17 protein-coding genes are annotated in these 18,403 nt (G+C 47.2%); 2 read left to right on the forward strand and 15 right to left on the reverse strand.

Annotation, left to right across the window (positions count from 1 at the left end; all coding sequences use genetic code 11):
* The first annotated feature begins 14 nt into the window (after positions 1–14).
* On the forward strand, positions 15–812 hold the full coding sequence (locus H5647_RS17655) for a YciK family oxidoreductase (protein ID WP_045860396.1): 798 nt from the start codon (positions 15–17) through the stop codon (positions 810–812).
* Here the strand turns inward: H5647_RS17655 and H5647_RS17660 are convergent.
* The 15 genes from H5647_RS17660 to flhA all read right to left on the reverse strand — a co-directional run bounded on the left by H5647_RS17660 (position 807) and on the right by flhA (position 16,963).
* Positions 807–1,451, reverse strand: a complete 645-nt coding sequence (locus tag H5647_RS17660; protein ID WP_162926434.1) for a hypothetical protein — start codon at positions 1,449–1,451, stop codon at positions 807–809. The two genes, H5647_RS17655 and H5647_RS17660, sit on opposite strands and share 6 nt — an antisense overlap.
* Positions 1,452–1,515: 64 nt before the next feature.
* Complete coding sequence (locus H5647_RS17665; protein WP_052692164.1) at positions 1,516–1,947, reverse strand: DUF2802 domain-containing protein; 432 nt, start codon at positions 1,945–1,947, stop codon at positions 1,516–1,518.
* A 72-nt stretch (positions 1,948–2,019) separates the two neighbouring features.
* Positions 2,020–2,505, reverse strand: a complete 486-nt coding sequence (locus H5647_RS17670; protein ID WP_045860397.1) for a chemotaxis protein CheW — start codon at positions 2,503–2,505, stop codon at positions 2,020–2,022.
* A gap of 153 nt (positions 2,506–2,658) precedes the next feature.
* On the reverse strand, positions 2,659–3,780 hold the full coding sequence (locus H5647_RS17675) for a chemotaxis protein CheW (RefSeq protein ID WP_045860398.1): 1,122 nt from the start codon (positions 3,778–3,780) through the stop codon (positions 2,659–2,661).
* Positions 3,777–4,646, reverse strand: coding sequence for a ParA family protein (locus H5647_RS17680; RefSeq protein ID WP_082087200.1), 870 nt, complete (start codon positions 4,644–4,646; stop codon positions 3,777–3,779). Before H5647_RS17680 ends, H5647_RS17675 begins: the two co-directional genes overlap by 4 nt.
* Before the next feature lie 75 nt (positions 4,647–4,721).
* Positions 4,722–5,645: a flagellar motor protein MotB gene (locus H5647_RS17685; protein ID WP_045860399.1), complete on the reverse strand. Its 924-nt coding sequence runs from the start codon at positions 5,643–5,645 to the stop codon at positions 4,722–4,724.
* Positions 5,646–5,669: 24 nt separating this feature from the next.
* Positions 5,670–6,410 carry a flagellar motor protein gene (locus tag H5647_RS17690; RefSeq protein ID WP_045860400.1) on the reverse strand — a complete coding sequence of 247 codons (741 nt, stop codon included), beginning with the start codon at positions 6,408–6,410 and terminating at the stop codon, positions 5,670–5,672.
* An 11-nt stretch (positions 6,411–6,421) separates the two neighbouring features.
* Positions 6,422–7,540, reverse strand: a complete 1,119-nt coding sequence (locus H5647_RS17695; protein ID WP_045860401.1) for a protein-glutamate methylesterase/protein-glutamine glutaminase — start codon at positions 7,538–7,540, stop codon at positions 6,422–6,424.
* A gap of 35 nt (positions 7,541–7,575) precedes the next feature.
* Positions 7,576–9,798 carry a chemotaxis protein CheA gene (locus H5647_RS17700; protein ID WP_045860402.1) on the reverse strand — a complete coding sequence of 741 codons (2,223 nt, stop codon included), beginning with the start codon at positions 9,796–9,798 and terminating at the stop codon, positions 7,576–7,578.
* Between the two features lie 93 nt (positions 9,799–9,891).
* Positions 9,892–10,686: a protein phosphatase CheZ gene (locus H5647_RS17705; RefSeq protein ID WP_045860403.1), complete on the reverse strand. Its 795-nt coding sequence runs from the start codon at positions 10,684–10,686 to the stop codon at positions 9,892–9,894.
* A 19-nt stretch (positions 10,687–10,705) separates the two neighbouring features.
* Positions 10,706–11,092 (reverse strand): chemotaxis response regulator CheY, encoded by a 387-nt coding sequence (gene cheY / locus H5647_RS17710; protein ID WP_045861508.1) that lies wholly within the window; start codon positions 11,090–11,092, stop codon positions 10,706–10,708.
* A 259-nt stretch (positions 11,093–11,351) separates the two neighbouring features.
* Positions 11,352–12,074, reverse strand: coding sequence for an RNA polymerase sigma factor FliA (locus H5647_RS17715; RefSeq protein ID WP_082087201.1), 723 nt, complete (start codon positions 12,072–12,074; stop codon positions 11,352–11,354).
* Positions 12,075–12,220: 146 nt separating this feature from the next.
* On the reverse strand, positions 12,221–13,048 hold the full coding sequence (locus H5647_RS17720; protein WP_045861509.1) for a MinD/ParA family protein: 828 nt from the start codon (positions 13,046–13,048) through the stop codon (positions 12,221–12,223).
* A 96-nt stretch (positions 13,049–13,144) separates the two neighbouring features.
* Entirely contained in the window at positions 13,145–14,686 is a 1,542-nt protein-coding gene (gene flhF, locus H5647_RS17725; RefSeq protein ID WP_045860405.1) for a flagellar biosynthesis protein FlhF, read from the reverse strand.
* Positions 14,687–14,734: 48 nt separating this feature from the next.
* On the reverse strand, positions 14,735–16,963 hold the full coding sequence (flhA, locus tag H5647_RS17730; RefSeq protein WP_045860406.1) for a flagellar biosynthesis protein FlhA: 2,229 nt from the start codon (positions 16,961–16,963) through the stop codon (positions 14,735–14,737).
* A 208-nt stretch (positions 16,964–17,171) separates the two neighbouring features.
* Between flhA and H5647_RS17735 the strand changes: the two genes are divergently transcribed.
* Positions 17,172–18,389 (forward strand): tetratricopeptide repeat protein, encoded by a 1,218-nt coding sequence (locus tag H5647_RS17735; RefSeq protein ID WP_052692166.1) that lies wholly within the window; start codon positions 17,172–17,174, stop codon positions 18,387–18,389.
* Positions 18,390–18,403: the final 14 nt, after the last annotated feature.

Below are 18,403 nucleotides of genomic sequence, written 5' to 3' on the forward strand. Positions count from 1 at the left end.
TCAGGAAAAGCATTATGATCGATTCAAATACGCTCGTTCAATACGACGCGCCCAGTAAATTATTACACGATAAAATTATTCTCGTGACCGGTGCTGGAGATGGCATAGGCAGAGCTGCGGCCTTGGCGTTTGCCCAAGCCGGTGCAACGGTTGTATTACTCGGCCGAACCCTTTCAAAACTCGAAGCCGTTTACGACGAAATTGAAGCCAATAATGGCCCCAAGCCAGCCATTATTCCTATTAATTTTGAAGGCGCCGCCGAGCAAGATTTTATTGAAGTAGGTAATGTGCTCGCAGAGGAATTTGGCCATATCGACGGTTTACTGCATAACGCTAGCGAACTCGGCCCACGTACGCCCATCGCCAATTACGGGCTTGAACAATGGCAAAAATTATTGCAAGTAAATGTGACCGCGCCGTTTATCCTCACAAAAACACTCTTACCGCTTTTATTAAGTGCACCGAGTGCTAGCGTAGTATTTACCGGTGCAGACGTTGGTTTAAAGGGTCGCGCTTATTGGGGCGCATATGCCGTCTCTAAAGCCGCCAGCGAAAACCTAATGGAAACCTTAGCCGATGAGTTTGATGGCAAAAACACTATTCGTATTAACTCGATAAACCCTGGCCCTACACGCACCAAAATGCGCGCGACCGCTTACCCCGCAGAAGACCCCGGGAAAATAGCCTCAGCAGAATCGCTTATGAACCGTTATTTATACCTCATGGGAAAAGACAGTGAAGGCATTTCAGGCCAACAGTTTAATGCTCAACCTACCGTAGAAATAAGCGCTAGCAACCAGCTAAATCTATAAGCGCGTACCACCGCTTCCAATAATAGGTTGCGGTGCTATCGCTGACCCGCGGGAATGGTCTGGTTCTGGCGTGGGCGTAGGCACGGGAATAGGCCCTGTGGGCGGTGCCATAAAGTGCGGCGTTACGCTGGAATGCGGCGCTACCGATGGGCTTGATGGAAGCATGGCGCTGTCCAACTCTTTCGGTTTTTCTGTAATCTCTAAATTCTCTAAGCGCTCGACGTTTTCTACATTATCGACAATCTCATTAGAGCCATTGGGCTGACGAAAAAACGTCGTTGATTGCGCTTTAGCGTAACGGTCTCGCCAATGACTTTTCACTACTCCTTCATCGTAAAATACATGAAAGTACTCCACATCCTGTTCTTCACCATCATAGCGAAGTAATACAAAGAGATCGGCATGCATTTTATTTAGCCGATACAATCGATAATTTGAAATAGACTGGTTATCCGGGCCTTGCTGACGAGACTGCGGTTCGCCGAGTTGCGATTCTATCCACAACTGAGACGTTTTATTGTGTCGAATATCAACAAAAAAATTATCGGGCAACAAGCCTTCAACATCTTCGTAGGCTGTTTTGTTAGAAATGGAACACGACGAAAGTAGTAAAAATACAGCAAGAGAGAAAATACGCAAATCTGTACGCGGTAAAACCCAAGGTAATACTCGCCTATTTAGCGGCGCATTTTTAAATAGAAGGTTACGCCACATGATCGTGTAATTGTGATTGCGCGTGTAGCATTTTCATTAAATCAATTTCTGATGGCGACAACCCACTATTAGCGGATATCGTTTGTACATCGATACCTTGTTCCACCAATTTTTGCGCCTGAGAGTATGAAAATTCGCTATCGTTATGCCGAATATCCTCTTGCTCTAGTTGCAAAGTATTCAGTTTTTTTTCTAATGCAATAATGTGCTGCCCAAGCCCGCGCGAACCCGCGTTTATTAGCGCACCCTGTTTTTCTAACCTATCCACTTGTTGCCTAAGCGCTAGTAGCCTACGACGGTTTAACAGTGAAAATACAACGATAGCCACAAAACACAACGCAACTACACCCATAAAGCCAACGAGTAGATCATCACTTAGCGCGCCAAACCATTGCGCTAATTTAAATGAATTCATCTCCATAATAGAGGTACCTCGTTTATCTCAACCTGATATGTACGTTGTGTACAACCATGTTGTTGTTTTAGGTGTGATTTACACCGCATCTATTTCAGCCCACTCATCGTCGGTTAATAATTTATCCAGTTCAATTAAGATGAGTAGTTCATCATTTTTATGACAAACACCCTGAATAAATTTAGCGCTTTCTTCATTACCTACATTGGGGGCCGTTTCTATTTCGGACTGGCGTAAATACACCACCTCAGCAACACTATCCACCAAAATGCCCACTACATGAGCATCTGCCTCGATAATGACGATTCGAGTGTTATCGTTAAGCTCGCCAGGAGGCAGGGCAAAGCGTTCTCGCGTATCAATAACGGTTACAACATTACCGCGCAAATTGATAATACCGATAACATAAGAAGGTGCGCCTGGCACCGCCGCTATTTCGGTGTAACGCAAGACCTCTTGTACCTGCATCACATTCACACCATAGGTTTCACCGGCCAACTTAAACGTTACCCATTGTAAGACCGGATCTTCACTGGATTTATTGATGCTGGAATTAGCTGACATTGATTGTATTCCTCACTATTTCTACGCCTGAGCTTATCGGAAAGATTTCTGATGTCACAGCAGGCGTCAAATTTCAGCCGCGCGGCGCCGGATCTACTCTTTAATATAGTTAATTGCAGCTTCTATGCCAGCGGAAAACTCATCGAGAAGAGATTATTTATTTTCCGAGGCCTGCAACATTGCGCCCATTTGAGGAATATCGATAAGTGCACACATGGCAGACTTAACGGTACCCGCGAGCCAAGGACGACCAGAACGATGCGCACGCCATTTAACCTCATCAGGGTCAAGTGATATGGGCTGGTTAACCGAATCAACCGCCAAGCCCCACGGTAAGCCATCAATAGAAACAACATATTTAGCCGACGACAAAAAACAATCGGAGTATTTTTCGGGCATTACAAATAATGCCGTATTAACCGTGCGAATTTGCCCATGCGGCGTGGTCAAGAGCCCCATAAACCAATCGGACTGTCCGAAAATTGGCGTTAATTCCTCGGCGATAGGCTGAATTTGGCCTAGGGCAATAAGCGGAACCGCCAACGTAAGGCCAGCAACATCGAATAACAGCACATCAAAACGATTCTGAGCCCATTGCGGACGCCCATTATCGGCCCACTCAAGAACAGAATTGATGCTCTGTGCGTAAAGGTCTTCTTGCGAAAACGAAACCACTTCCGAAACGCTCTGCATACCGAGCGATTTGCGTAACGAGATCTCGGCTTTTTCATCGTCGGATAGCGCTTCTTCGCACTCCACCGCTATTTCTACGGGCTCGCTTTCTTTTAACGGTGCTGCAGGGCTATCGACAATCGGTAAATCAACCTGCTGCTCAACATGAATATCGGGTATTTGTTTAGCGAGTAACGCCTGTAACTGTTGTCGCTTAAGTGCCTCCAACTCGGCAAGGTGCTGCCCATCGACCTCTCGCACACTCTCTTTCTTGGGGCTTACCTGCACTTGCGTTACCGCCTTCGCGCGCTCACGCACCCGCTCAACTCTAGGAGTAACCGGTAAGACAGCGGGGCTTGGTTTGGGCGAAATGGCGATGCGCTGTGACGTTGATGCACGCGATGCTGCAAGAGGAGGTGCGGTATTCTGCGAGGTTTGCGACACTGCCGTAACAGTTGCCTTGTCAGTTGTAAGCGTACAAGGCGACGTTACCTGTTCAGGTTTTTCCGCCTCAGCAGTTGCCGGGCGAGCGCTTTCTACCTTTTCGCTTAACAGCTCATTAAAATAATCTAACAGAGATTCTTCAGTGTGCCGGTTATTCATCGAAGGCTTCCCCGCGCATTATCGCTCGGTGAAACGCGTGTTGTTTTTACGCGCGCTGTATCAGTTGGCACACCAACGTCTCTACCTTGCGCATAATCTCCTTCTTCTGTATTTAAGAATTGATACAACGACCGGTAGCCCTCTATACCCCGCGTACTATCGTCGAATAAATGGGGTGGTACACCCGCCTTACTCGCATCACGAAACCGTGTATCAATGGGAATTTTTCCTTTCCATACCGGCTCACCAAAACTATTACGTATCGTCCTTAAGCTGGTCACGCATGCCTGTGTTCGCCTATCGTACATGGTGGGTACGATTGTAAAAGGTAACTCTTGCTTACGTGAGCGGCTCATCATTTTGAGTGTATGCAAGATACGCTCTAGGCCTTTTATGGCCAAAAATTCCGTTTGTACAGGGATAATTAAATGATGGCACGCCGCTATCGCGTTCACCATCAACACCCCTAATTGCGGCGGGCAATCGATAATCGCTTGGTCAAAATCACTAGCCACCGCAGACAGTGTTTTAGCCATTACCAACCCCATTCCATCGCCAATCGCTTGACGTTCGAGTGTCGCCAATAGGGTTGAAGCCGGCAATAGGTGTAACCCGGCAAACGGTGTAGACACCACCATTTTTTCAACAAGATTATGCGTAATTTTATGTCGATTTTCGAAAAGCGTAAAAACTGATTCAGTTAGGGTATCGGGGTTTTGTCTAAAATAACTGGTCAACGAACCATGCGGGTCCAAATCAATAAGCAGCACACGCTTGCTCGCCTCAGAAGCTAAGCCGCCGAGCGCTACCGTGGTGGTGGTTTTCCCCACGCCACCCTTTTGATTTGCGATTGTCCAAACTTGCACAATAGTACCTGAGGTTTTTTCAAAAATACGGGTAGTATTTCTGACGCGTACATTCAATATTATTCACCAACGCAATTAACGTGCCTCGCCTCTGCCTTTTGCGTCACTCGTAAATAACAGGCCACCACTGGGCAGCTGAATAGGCTCTACCGTATTGATGGGTAAATCCTCTTGCTGGATGTCATTAGGCGCTATATCACTCTCGGGATTGCCTTCTAGCGCGTTCACAAGTTCTGGCGACGGCAGGATATCCTGTGTATTGCTGACTCGCTCACCAGCATTCGACATAATGGTATCGGCACCTTCTCTCGGCGCTTGCGCCTTACTGCGTGCCACGCGTAATACAACACGTCGATTTTGGTTGCGCCCCTCGGGTGTAGCATTATCGCCAATAGGTTGATACTCCCCATAACCGATTGCCGATAAACGAGTAGGGTCGACACCTTCAACTGCCAATAAATTGACTACCGCTACCGCGCGTGCAGACGACAGTTCCCAGTTACTGTCGAATCGAGTATTGCGTATAGGAATGTCATCGGTATGCCCCGATACCGCAACAGCGTTGGCAAAGGGCGACAACACTTCGGCAACATCGGCAAATATTTGTCGAGCCTCTTGGCTTGGCGCAGCATCGCCAGAATTAAACAGCAAGGCACTACTCACTTCAATTTCTACCCAGTCTTCGTTACCCCATACACTCACGGAACCTTTAGCGATAGCCCCTTCTAATAAGGCCGATAGACTTTTTTCGAGTGATGACAGTGCAGCCAAGGAATCGCCGTTCTCAACGATTTCTACCGGCGCTGCGGCAAGGGATTGAACCGGCTGTGAAAACGCCGATTGCAGCGTTTCGGATAACACTTTGTATTTACTTTCGCTCACATGTGAGACGGAATACATCACCACAAAAAAGGCAAACAACAACGTAATAAAATCGGAATAGGATACTAACCAACGTTCGTGATTCGTTTTAGTCGCTATTGTGCTTCTACGTCTCATAATAATGTGCCGCAAAAATCGACCTTAATGAAGATAACCGCTTAACTTCATTTCGATTGCCTTAGGGTTTTCACCATCGGCGATGGCGATAATGCCTTCGATTAATAACTCTCGAAACTGAGACTGCTCTTTAATACAAGATTTCAATTTGTTCGCTATCGGTAATAGCAATAGATTCGCGAACGCGACGCCGTAAATCGTCGCCACAAACGCTACCGCTATTCCTGGGCCTAACTCAGCAGGGTCTGCCAAATGTTGCATTACATGAATCAAGCCCATCACTGCACCGATAATACCGATGGTGGGCGCGTAGCCCCCCATGCTCTCATAAAACTGTACGGCATCGTGATCACGCTCTTCTGCCACAATCAAATCTGTTTCTAAAACATGTCGAATAACATCGGGTTCACTGCCGTCAACTAACATGCGTAAACCTTTTTTCGAAAACGCATCCTTTTCACGCTCAGCAATATTTTCTAAACCCAACAAACCTTCTTTTCGAGCCGATCGCGCCCACCCCACTACTCGCTTAATACCCACCTGAAACTTTTGCCTTGGCGGCCTAAATATCCATTTAAATAAGCTTATGGCTCGGCGCAAGCCAGATGACGGCGTCTGCAATATTGCCGCACCAAAGGTACCACCAATAACAATAATGGCCGCAGGGCCATTTACCAGAGAGCCCCAGTTACCGCCCTCCAAAAAATTGCCGCCTATTAGTGCGGAAAAGCCAATAATAACGCCAACTACACTGAGCATATCCATTGTTCAGACCGTCATATTTCGCTAGTTAAACGGGGCAGAAAATCGACCAAAGGCACAATCTCATCCGACAAATTCGCTTTCGCCACAGCTGCAGGCATTCCATAAACCACGCAGGACTCTTGATCCTGAGACCAAATTGCTGCGCCTTTGTTTTTGAGCAAGCGCGCACCTTCGCAACCATCAGAACCCATACCCGTAAGGATTACGGCTAAAATTTTTCCGCTAAAGGTGTTGGCCAAAGACGCGAAAGTGATATCCACGCAAGGCTTATAATTAACACGATCATCTCCTTCTATAATTTTTATAGTGCTACCGGTTCGGTCTAGCATCATTTGTTTTCCACCCGGCGCAATAAAAACTTTTCCTGGTCCCAGCCGATCGCCATTTTCAGCTTCTTTTACCGAAACGCTTGATTGTTTATCTAACCGCTCGGAAAATGCCTTGGTAAAGTTTTCGGGCATATGCTGTATAACCAATACCGGCGTTGGAAAATTACTCGGTAATCCTGTGATAATGTCGGATAAAGCAACCGGTCCGCCGGTAGAAGCGCCAATTGCGACCAATTTAACCTTGCCCTTTAAGCCGCCTGAAGACGCGCCTTTAGTTGTGCGAGACAGCTCTGTTTTTTTCGCGATTCGCTCACGTAAGGCCGCCGTTTTTTCCTTTGCTCTTTGAGAGCGGACAGCGGCTTGTGCGGCCAATTCATCGGTTGAACGTACGGGCGCCAAATTAGCTTGACTGGCAAAGGTAACAAGTTTTTCGTGTAAGCGTTTTTTTAGAACAGCAGAATTGGTAGAAACTTCGGCAAAGTTTTTGGGAATAAAGTCGACAGCACCCGCTTCTAAAGCCTCTAACGTAATTTTTGCGCCCTCGTACGTCATAGACGAAAACATTACGATAGGAACCGGCCTTTCCGCCATAATGGCGCGCACGGCCGAAACACCGTTTAAAAACGGCATTTCATAATCCATTGAAATAATATCGGGGTTTAGACTGGCCGCCTTTTCTATAGCTTCCTGCCCATTTGATGCGATGCCCACCACTTGCAAATCGGGGCATTCACTTATAATTTCTTTCAAACGATGCTGAAAGAAACTCGAGTCATCAACAATTAACACCTTGTAGGGCACGAGTACTCCTCATTTCAGTAACCTGTAGACGCTCTCTACGTATTGCCTGCATAGCGTTTAAGCATGCTGGGCACATCCAGTATTAGCGCGATCGTACCGTCCCCTGTAATAGTGGCGCCAGCCATTCCGGGTGTGCCGTGTAGCATTTTACCCAGAGGTTTTATCACCACCTCCTCCTGCCCAATAAGCTGATCGACCACAAATCCCACTCGCTGTGTACCGACCGACACAATCACAACATGGCCCTCTTCTGGAACATCGAACGATATATTTTTCTTTACTAACCATCGCTTTAAATGAAATATTGGAATGGCCTTTTCTCGAATAGTGATGCATTCCTGGCCATCAACAATATTGCTCTGGGTTAGATCCATGTGGAATATTTCGTTAACGCTTACTAACGGCAACGCAAAGGTTTGTTGGCCAAGCATAATCATAAGCGTTGGCATAATCGCTAAAGTAAGAGGAACCTTAATGCGAATGCACGTACCTCGATCAATTTTTGAATCAATTTCAATGGAGCCATTTAGCTGGGTGATTTTTGTTTTCACCACGTCCATACCTACGCCACGACCGGACACATCGGAGATTTCCTGCTTGGTTGAAAACCCCGGGGCAAAAATTAGGTTAAAGGCTTCGTTATCCGTAAGACGTGCAGCGGCATCATGATCTAACAACCCTTTTTCCACCGCTTTTTCTCGCAGTTTATCCGGGTCCATTCCGCCGCCGTCATCGGTAATCGACAGTAGGATATGATCACCTTCTTGCTCGGCAGCCAAAATTACTTTACCCACTCGAGGTTTACCTTTTTCCTCTCGAATGCCGGGTAGTTCAATACCATGGTCAACTGAATTTCGCACCAAGTGAACCAGTGGGTCGGCCAAAGCCTCAACTAAATTTTTATCGAGATCCGTTTCTTCGCCCTCCAGTTCCAAATTGATTTCTTTTTTAAGATTGCGAGCAAGGTCTCTTACCACACGCGGGAAGCGGCCAAACACCTTTTTTATGGGCTGCATGCGGGTTTTCATGACCGACGTTTGGAGGTCGGCGGTCACAACATCGAGATTGGCTACCGCTTTTTGCATGACTTCATCTGCAGATTCTACGCCCAATCGAACAAGACGATTACGCACCAACACCAGCTCTCCCACCATATTCATGATGTCGTCTAACCGCTGGGTATCAACTCGCACTGTTGTTTCTGCCGCAGGCGCCGCTTGAAACGTTCCCTCACGAGGCTTAGGTGCTGCAGTAGGTTTCGGAGGCGCTGGAGGTTCTGCGCTGGAACTCGCTTGGGGTTTCGGAGCCGCCACTGGAGTCGGTGGCTCTACTTTTTTAGCCGCCGGTGGGGGCGCGGGAGCACTACTGCTAGAAGTAGGAGTAGGCGTTGGCGACGAGGTTTGGGAGGACGATAGATCGGGCGCCTTGCCTTTGCCATGCAGTTGATCGAGTAGATTTTCAAACTCATCGTCTGTAATTAAGTCAGATTTTTTATCGTCCTCGGCGGTTTTTCCTGGCGCCGCGCCGGATCCATGAAGTTGATCGAGTAAATTTTCGAATTCATCCGGCGTTATTTCGTCGCTATCTGTAGACGAGGCCGGTTGTTCTGCAGAAGAAGCCGGAGGTGCGTCCTTACCGGGGCTTTTGCCGCTACCATGAAGTTGATCTAACAAAGACTCAAATTCGTCTTCTGAAATTTCATCACTGCCGCTAGCACTTACCTCAGCCTGCGGTGCATCACTTATAGCATCCAGAAAGCCTTCAAATTCATCGTCGGATATTTCTATGTCGCCGTTCGCGGTTACTGGAGCGGGAGGCTCCACATTCTGCACGGGCTCAGGCTCAGGTGCAGGCTCTGCTACTAAATCGTCACCTGACACGAGTTTTTCGAGCGCCTTAATAAGTGCAGGGTCGGCAGGCGCCAATTCTTCTCGTGCAGATACCTGCGCAAACTGCGCATTCACGGCGTCTAATGCTTGTAGTACAACATCCATTAATTCCGCTGTTACCGTGCGCTGACCGTTACGCAATATGTCGAAGAGATTTTCGGTTACATGACAGCAGTCAACCATTGCGTTGAGTTGCAAAAATCCTGCGCCACCTTTTACCGTGTGAAAACCACGAAAAATTGCGTTCAGTAAATCTTTGTCATCAGGACGCTGCTCTAGGTCGACTAACTGTTCTGAGAGTAGCTCAATGATCTCTCCAGCTTCGACAAGGAAGTCCTGCAGGATATCTTCGTCATCGCCAAACGCCATTTATTGCTCCTTCAGAACCGGCAAGTATGAATGCCTCGCTCACTGTTTTTTTCGAGTTGCGAATTTTCATTTTATCCGAAAAATCCCACGTGATTAGAAACCTAAACTTGATAACAAATCGTCTACATCGTCTTGGCCGGACACCACATCATCCCGCTCTTCCGCGTGTATTTGCGGGCCTTCTGCAACGATATTATCAATAGTTTTTAATTTATCTTTATCCAACCCATCACTTGCCATGCCGGTAACATTTTCTACTTGCCCGGCAATTCTCATCAAGTTAACCAACTCATCTTCAACATTGGTTACCAAACTAATCACTTTGCGCAATACTTGCCCAGTCAAATCCTGGAAGCCCTGTTCAAGAATAATATCTTGCAAAGATTTATTAAGTTGTTGCGTGCCGTCATCCATTTGTTCGAGGAATTCGCCCATTTGGTTATACAGGCCCTTAAACTCCTCTTTGGTTATTTCGCGCCTTTTTAGTCTTTTCCATTCGTCTCGTAGTCGAGTTGCCTCTTGCCCTAAGCTCATGGCAATTGGGGCTATCGCTTCAACCTTATCCATTGTTTGATCGGCGGCTTTTTGGGTCATATCGATAACGTAGTTCAATCGACTAGACGCATCTCGTATTTCCGATGCGTTGACCTCGGGAGGTTCGGAATCTAGATCTGCATCGACATGAAAATTTACAATGGCTTCGTGCAGCGCTCGGGTTAATTGCCCAACGCTATTAAATATGTGTTTGTCTCTTGCTTCTACTAAACCGTGTATAAGCTTAGACGCTTCGTCGTAGTCATCGCCCTGTAACTTTTCAACCAGCTGAGTTGCGCAATCTTGCAGTTGCGACAGGAACTCCTCATCATGGCTCTGAATCGTTTTTTCCATTGAATAACCACCTGGCCGTTTAGCCGTCTACACGCTCAAAGATTTTATCTATCTTTTCTTTTAGTACTTGTGCGGTGAAGGGTTTAACCACATAGCCATTTACGCCAGCTTGAGCAGCTTCAATAATTTGATCGCGTTTCGCCTCCGCTGTCACCATTAATACAGGTAGGCTCACAAGTTTTGCATCGGCCCTAACCTCTTTAAGAAGATCGATACCTGTCATGCCCGGCATATTCCAGTCCGTCACTAGAAAATCAAAATCGCCGCTACGTAACATGGGTAAGGCCGTAGTACCATCGTCGGCTTCTTGAGTGTTAGTGAAGCCTAAATCTCGAAGAAGATTTTTAATGATTCGCCTCATCGTCGAAAAGTCGTCCACAATGAGGATTTTCATATTTTTATCCAATGCAACCTCCGTCTCCCTTCTCGGGTTTACGCTAATCTGATGATTTCTATGCCTTTTATCGCAGGGTTCTGTGGAACCTTGAAATAAGTCTAGCTGCTGATTACCAGTCGGCCAGTTTTTACGCCAGCCGCGCATAAAGAAGAACTTAATCGGGCAATAAACACCTCATTACCGAACCAATAGCATCGGTAATGAGGTTTAAAGAAATTTATGGGGGCGTAAAACGTAACCGGTACCACTGATTGACTTCGCGGTTGGGCTACGATTGTTGCCAGTCCGTTAGTCGCGCCCTTAATCGCAAAGCTGCTTGGCTATGGATTTGACTAACACGTGATTCCGATACCGATAACACCTGCCCAATCTCTTTTAAGTTCAGTTCTTGTTCGTAATAGAGCGACAGAACCAGCTGTTCTCGCTCGGGCAATCCTCTAATCGCCTCGGCTAATGAGCGGCGCAATGCTTCTTTTTGTGCGCCTTCGGCGGGGCCTACGAAGGGACTTCCCAGTGCTGGCTGTGCTGTACGTGGCTCGTCTTCGTCAAAAGTTTCTTCTAAACTGAATAAACGTGCTGAGGTGCTGTCACGTAAAATATCGTGGTATTCGTCTAATGACATGTCTAACTGCGCCGCTATTTCACTGTCTTTGGCGTCACGCCCCAACTGAGCTTCGAGCACTTTAATGGCTTCTGCTACTCTACGTGCATTCCTATGAACGGATCTGGGTGCCCAATCTCCACGACGCATCTCGTCGACAATTGCGCCTCGAATACGAATACCGGCATACGTTTCAAAGCTCGCGCCTTTAGTGGCGTCATATTTTTGTGATGCTTCAAGCAAGCCAACCATACCCGCTTGCATTAGATCATCGATCTGAACGCTAGATGGCATTCGGGCCATAATGTGATGCGCAATGCGATGCACCAGATTCAGGTAATCTTCAACCTTTATTTGAATGCTCGCATCCTGCGTTTGTTCGTAAGTCATTAAATTGTCTGCTGCGGAAACCGACATAAAACCTGCGTAAAAACACGGTGGATTAACATCAAATGGTTATCGTCTCGTTACTCGAAAGAGTGTTGTGAATGTTGCGTATGCAACCCCTGATAGTAAACGTTATTACGTTATACGTATTAACACGCACCTGCATTAGCGGTCACTAAACGTTCTAAGAAAAATTCTAAATGCCCACGTGGCGACGCCTGTACCGGCCATTGATCAATTTTTTGAGCGATAACGCGTACCGCAGCAGAAGCTTTACTTCGTGGCGCAAATTCGATTAAGGGCTGGCGTTTTTGCACGGCTTTACGCACATTTTCATCGAACGGCACGTGCCCCAGATATTGTAGTGACGCATCTAAAAAACGATCGCAAACCCCATTTAATTTATTAAATAAATTAATACCTTCTTGGTTGGTTCTCGTCATGTTTGCAATAACGCGAAACCGAAAAACACCGTGTTCAGAATTGAGCAATTTTATTAACGCATAGGCATCGGTAATAGAAGACGGTTCGTCGCACACGACGATAATGACTTCCTGAGCGGCTCTCACAAAACTAACAACGGTTTCGGAGATTCCAGCGGCGGTATCAATCATTAAAATATCGAGCTGATCGCTGAGTTCATTAAATGCATAGATGAGTGCAGCATGCTCTTGTGGTGTTAGGTGTGTCATTTGCTGCACACCTGACGATGCCGGTACAACCTTTACCCCACCGGGGCCATTTAGCATCACATCACGAAGCGACATACTGCCATCGAGCACATCGGCGAGCGTATGTTTTGCATGGAGCCCTAAGAGCACATCGACATTCGCAAGCCCTAAATCAGCATCCAATAGGATAACTCTACGGCTTAGTTCAGCGAGGGCGATACTAAGATTTACCGATAAATTCGTTTTCCCAACGCCACCTTTACCACCAGTCACGGCAATGACTTTTACGGGTCGGTTTACACTCATACGCTTCAAATCTCTTTCTATCGGGGATGCATTCAACAAGTATAGATGACGATTGTCTTGCTGCTGGCTCATGCCGCTAACACCGCATTGTCAACGTTAGCCACCTTGCAATGCCGGGTCTGTTTCTATTGGCGCTTTCAATAGCGCTACGGCGTCAGCCACTAACTGGTGACCACTCGCACAGCGAATATCTTTCGGTATCTCTTGCCCATTGGTAGTGTAGGCCACGGGTAATTGCCGATCGATAACCACACTAATGGCTTCACCCAAGCTGGCCGCTTCGTCCAGTTTCGTGAGCACACAAGCATCAATACCTTTTGAGGCGCTATAGGCATGAGTAGAGGCTTTCATTGTTTGGAGCTGGCTGTTACACGCCATAACTAAAACGCGCTTGATGCCAGAGCAATGGTCCATTTGCCGAAGCTGATCTTTCAGCAACGGATCGCCGTGACGAAAACCCGCCGTATCGATAAGCACTAACGAAAACTGACGTAAACTTGACAGTACAGTAATGAGGCTGTTGTCTCTGTCGACCGCTCGCACAGGCACATTTAAAATACGGCCTAATGAACGTAACTGGTCGTGCGCCCCCACTCTATAAGTATCGGTTGTGACGAGTGCGACCTTACCCGGCCCATTCTCGAGTACGTAGCGTGCCGCTAATTTGGCAATAGTGGTGGTTTTACCGACGCCCGTTTGCCCTACAAACGCATAGGCCCCGCCCTTAGAAACAAAATCGTCCGTCGCCGTTGGAATATCTTTCGCCAATCGCGCCATACATTCTCGCCACGCTTTATTAACTTTTTTATGGTGTTTAGTTTCGCTTAGCAGTTGATGCGTGTGTTTTTCCGGTAAGCCTAATCGCGTTAAATGCTCCGTTACCACGGAAAAACCCGCCGGAAGTTGCACTTGGCTGGGCATATTCTCGTGCGCCTGATGCTGAGACATACGCCACAACTGCTGTTCGAGAATCATGCGCATATCGGCCAGCTCACTTTGAAGGGTTTCTAGGCGCGTATCCTGACCACTATTGTCGTTCACACCTGCAGGCTGTTCATATCCCCCCCGCATAGCAGCCTTTGCCGGTACTGGCGATTGAGTATACTGCTCCATCGCGGAAACCTGCGAAGCTGGCGACTTTTTAGAGGAATCCCGAGCGTCTTGCTGGCGTGCAGCGATACTCGCTGTACTGGGTAATTCAGAGATTGGCAATTCATTTTCACGGGCACGACGTTTCGCGTCTATCATGCGTTCTCGCGCTCGCTCTATGTCTAGCGCAAGGCGCTCACCTCTGGTCGCGGGCTTGCCTGCTTCCGGTGACGTACGATCATTATGTTCAACTCGCCCTGCATACTGAGCGGCCGCTTTATCCATTTCGGCTTGCGCCTGCCAAGCGGCATCGCTTCCCATGGCCGTATCCAATTCGGTATCAAAACTTCTGCCAAATTCTCGACGCACATCAATACCGCGCGTGGGTAAATCGGGCTCAAGTGAGGTGATCACTTCCACACCCTCTGACGTTTTTTGACTCGACAAAATAACGGCTTCAGGGCCTAGTTCCTCTCGAACGAGATCCAGTGCGCGACGCATAGAAGGCGCAACAAATCGTTTGACGAGTGAATTACCGTTGGGTTGCATGGTTAATCTCCTGCAGAATATCGCGTTCAATAGGGTTGGTGTACATCACTAACCACTCATTACATCGCCGCCAATACTGGCATCGATGGTAATTTGTTTGTTGTCGGGCACTTCGTTATACGCCAGCACCCGCATATCCGGAATATTAAAACGAACAAACTGCGCCATCATTGCGCGAACGGGGGCAGCGACTAGTAACACAATCACTTTGCCTTCGCTCTCTTGTTTTCGCGCCGCTTGTACCAGCCCATTATTCATGCGTTCCGCCAATTGAGGTTCTAATAAAGCGCCCTCATCGGCGCCAGTTTTTTGTGCTTGTTGTACCGTCTGTAGCAACAATTGTTCCAGTGCGGGATCAAGCGTTAGAACGGGTAAATCGGTTTGCTGTCCAATAATGCCTTGTACAATTTGTCTCGCCAACGCTGCACGCGCTATGGCGGTAAGTGAACCCGTATCATGATTTTTACTACCATGCGCCGCCAAGGCTTCGGCGATAGTGCGCATATCCCTCACCGCGACCTGTTCACGTAATAAGGCTTGGAGAACTTTTAGCAATTGGTTAATCGAAAGGGTATTCGGCACTAATTCTTCTACCAGCTTGGGTGATTTTTCGGCCAGTAGGTCTAACAACTTTTGTACATCTTCGTGGCCGATCAGTTCGTATGTATGCTGTTGAATAATTTGATTTAAGTGCGTGGCTGCCACAGTGCTTGCATCCACTACGGTGTACCCCAACGTTTGTGCTTTATCGCGTTGCGTTTCGTCTATCCATACGGCGTCTAAACCAAAGGCCGGATCTTTTGTGGCCGTTCCCTCTAGCTTCCCAAACACTTGCCCGGGGTTAATGGCAAGGGAACGGTCGGGAAAAACCTCACCTTCCCCAACGCTCACGCCCATTAGGGTTATGCGATAAGCGCTGGGCAGTAAATCTAAATTATCGCGAATATGAACCGCGGGTATCAAAAAACCTAAATCCTGAGACAGCTTTTTACGTACACCTTTAATGCGCCCTAGTAATTCGCCATTTTGATTTTTATCGACGATAGGAATTAAACGGTAACCCACTTCCAGTCCAATAATGTCCACGGGCGTTACGTCATCCCAACTGACTTCTGCAGGCTCGTTCGTATTCGGCACAGGCGACGGTAAACCGGCAGGCGTAGAACCAGAGGGAGGAATATCTCTAATGCCCGGTACCGCACCAGGTGCCCCTGGTTTAAAACCACCTACGTCAACGACTTCGATTTGTTGTTGTTTGAAATAAATGAAGTAGGCGATTAACGCACAAATAAACGCCAAACTAAGGAAGGCAACGTGTGGCATTCCCGGAATAGAACCCATAATAAAAAGAATGCCGGCCGCTACTGCCATTGCTTTCGGCGAGGCAAACATTTGCGATAGCACCTGCCGGTTCATATCCTCGTCACTGTTTACTCGCGTCACCATTATGGCGGCAGCAGTGGACAAGAGTAGCGACGGTATTTGTGCAACGAGCCCATCACCAATGGTGAGTAATACATATTTCTCGAGCGCATCCTGAAATTCAAGTGAATGTTGCACCATGCCCACGATAAGCCCCCCAATAATATTGAGGATTAGAATTAAAATTCCCGCAACCGAATCGCCCCGTACAAATTTACTTGCACCGTCCATAGCACCGTAAAAATCGGCTTCTGCGGCAACATCTTCTCGCCGAGTTCGAGCATCGTCTTGATCAATGAGGCCTGCATTAAGGTCTGCATCAATGGCCATTTGTTTGCCCGGCATTGCATCCAGTGTAAAACGCGCGCTCACTTCCGAAATACGCCCCGCGCCTTTGGTAACAACAACAAAGTTAATAATGATGAGAATAATAAACACCACCAAACCAACCGCATAGTTACCGCCAATAACCACCTCGCCAAAGGCTTGAATAACTTTACCGGCCGCATCACCACCGTTGTGACCTTCCAACAACACCACGCGTGTAGAGGCTACATTTAGCGCCAACCGAAGCAAGGTCGCAATCAACAAAATAGTGGGAAATACCGCAAAATCGAGGGGTCTTAGGCTATAGACGGCAACTAACAGCACCACTATCGATAACGCAATATTGAAGGAGAAAAAAACATCCAATAAAAAGGCCGGCAAAGGCAACATCATCATGCCAAGCAAGCAGAGCAACAGAATTGGAACGCTCAGGTTACCGCTTAAGATCGCGCGTGCGCCACCGGCCAGAGATTCACCCGAAACCGTACCGGGGAGTGATTTTAAATGATCAAAAAAACGCTCTGACATGCAGGCTCTACCCTTAAAACGACAATATTCTGTCAAAAAACCGGTTATATCCTGTAATGGCAAAAAACGTTCCTATAACACCTCGCTATAAAAGAAAAACATGTACCTCTATTATCTATAGCAACGATCTATTCAACGTCTTCACGTTATCGGTGTTACTATTAACGACAGGGGGGTAGTGCATAGTTTCTAAGATTCGGAGCCTGCCATGAGCAACTGTTTTACGTTCAAGCCATTGACTTCACCCGTTTTTCTAACGTGTGTACTGGCTGTTATCAACTCTATTCCTTGCAGTACCTTCGCTGAACAAGCACTGCCGGCACCTGCCGTTGCAACCATTGCCGATACACCACTCGAATTTCATCGTTCAAATACTTCAATCGTACCGCTTAATTTATCGCAATTACCTCACGTAGCAGATGTGGATATTCTGGCCATCAGTGACGAGCTCAAAGGCCTATTAGATAGGACCATTGCGAATCTCTCGAGCGGTCGAGAAAAGGCTATCGAACTGCATCGTTTGCTGTTTAAGCCCATGTTTTTAAATATTGATTATGTGTATAACGCCACCCACACCGCGCAGCAAACCTATGAGACTCGTGAAGGTAACTGCTTAGCGCATGCAGCACTGTATACCGCCGCTGCCCGCTACGTAGGGCTGAAGGCACAATTTCAAACCGTGGATGTACCGCGAGACTGGCTAGACCGAGACAATTTTTATATCGTGCCGGGGCACGTAAATGTGGTGGTAAAGCTACCAGGAAACACCATTACCGTGGAATTTGCCGACGCCTATTCGGCACAACACACACAGCTGCTAGATTCCAAAGTGATTCCAGACAAACAAGTGCTAGCCGAGTACTACAACAATATCGGCATGAATTATATGGAAGAAAAAGACTATCCCACGGCCATAGCGTACATGCAAAAATCAATCGACACCTACAGTAAAGTCGGTTCTGTTTGGTCCAATATTGGGGTTGTCTACAAATTGAATGGGTATCTTGAACTTGCCGAAAATGCCTATAAAAAAGGCCTGAAATACGACAAACGCAACATGTCGATCATCAATAACATCTATATCCTTTACAACCAAACCGGCCAGTACGAAAAAGCACAGAAACTGGCCAAGAAAGTAACACGCTATAGCAAAAAGAACCCGTATTACCTCGAAAAACTTGCCACCACCGATTTAAATTTGGGCAACTATGGGCACGCAATTAGCCTGCTTAAAAAAGCCATTGCGCTAAAACAGAATGAGCCTGAATTTTATATAAACATGTCATTCGCTTACCATCAACTTGGCCAATATAATGAAAGCCTAAAGGCCGCGACACTAGCGCGAGAATATTCAACGTCAGAGGAAGAGCATAATCGGTTTCAATCGAAACTGGATATTTTAAAACGTTATCAAGCGGGAATATAACGCAGTTTTTTCTC

Origin of the sequence: Teredinibacter purpureus, assembly GCF_014217335.1 — a bacterium.
Classification (GTDB): domain Bacteria; phylum Pseudomonadota; class Gammaproteobacteria; order Pseudomonadales; family Cellvibrionaceae; genus Teredinibacter; species Teredinibacter purpureus.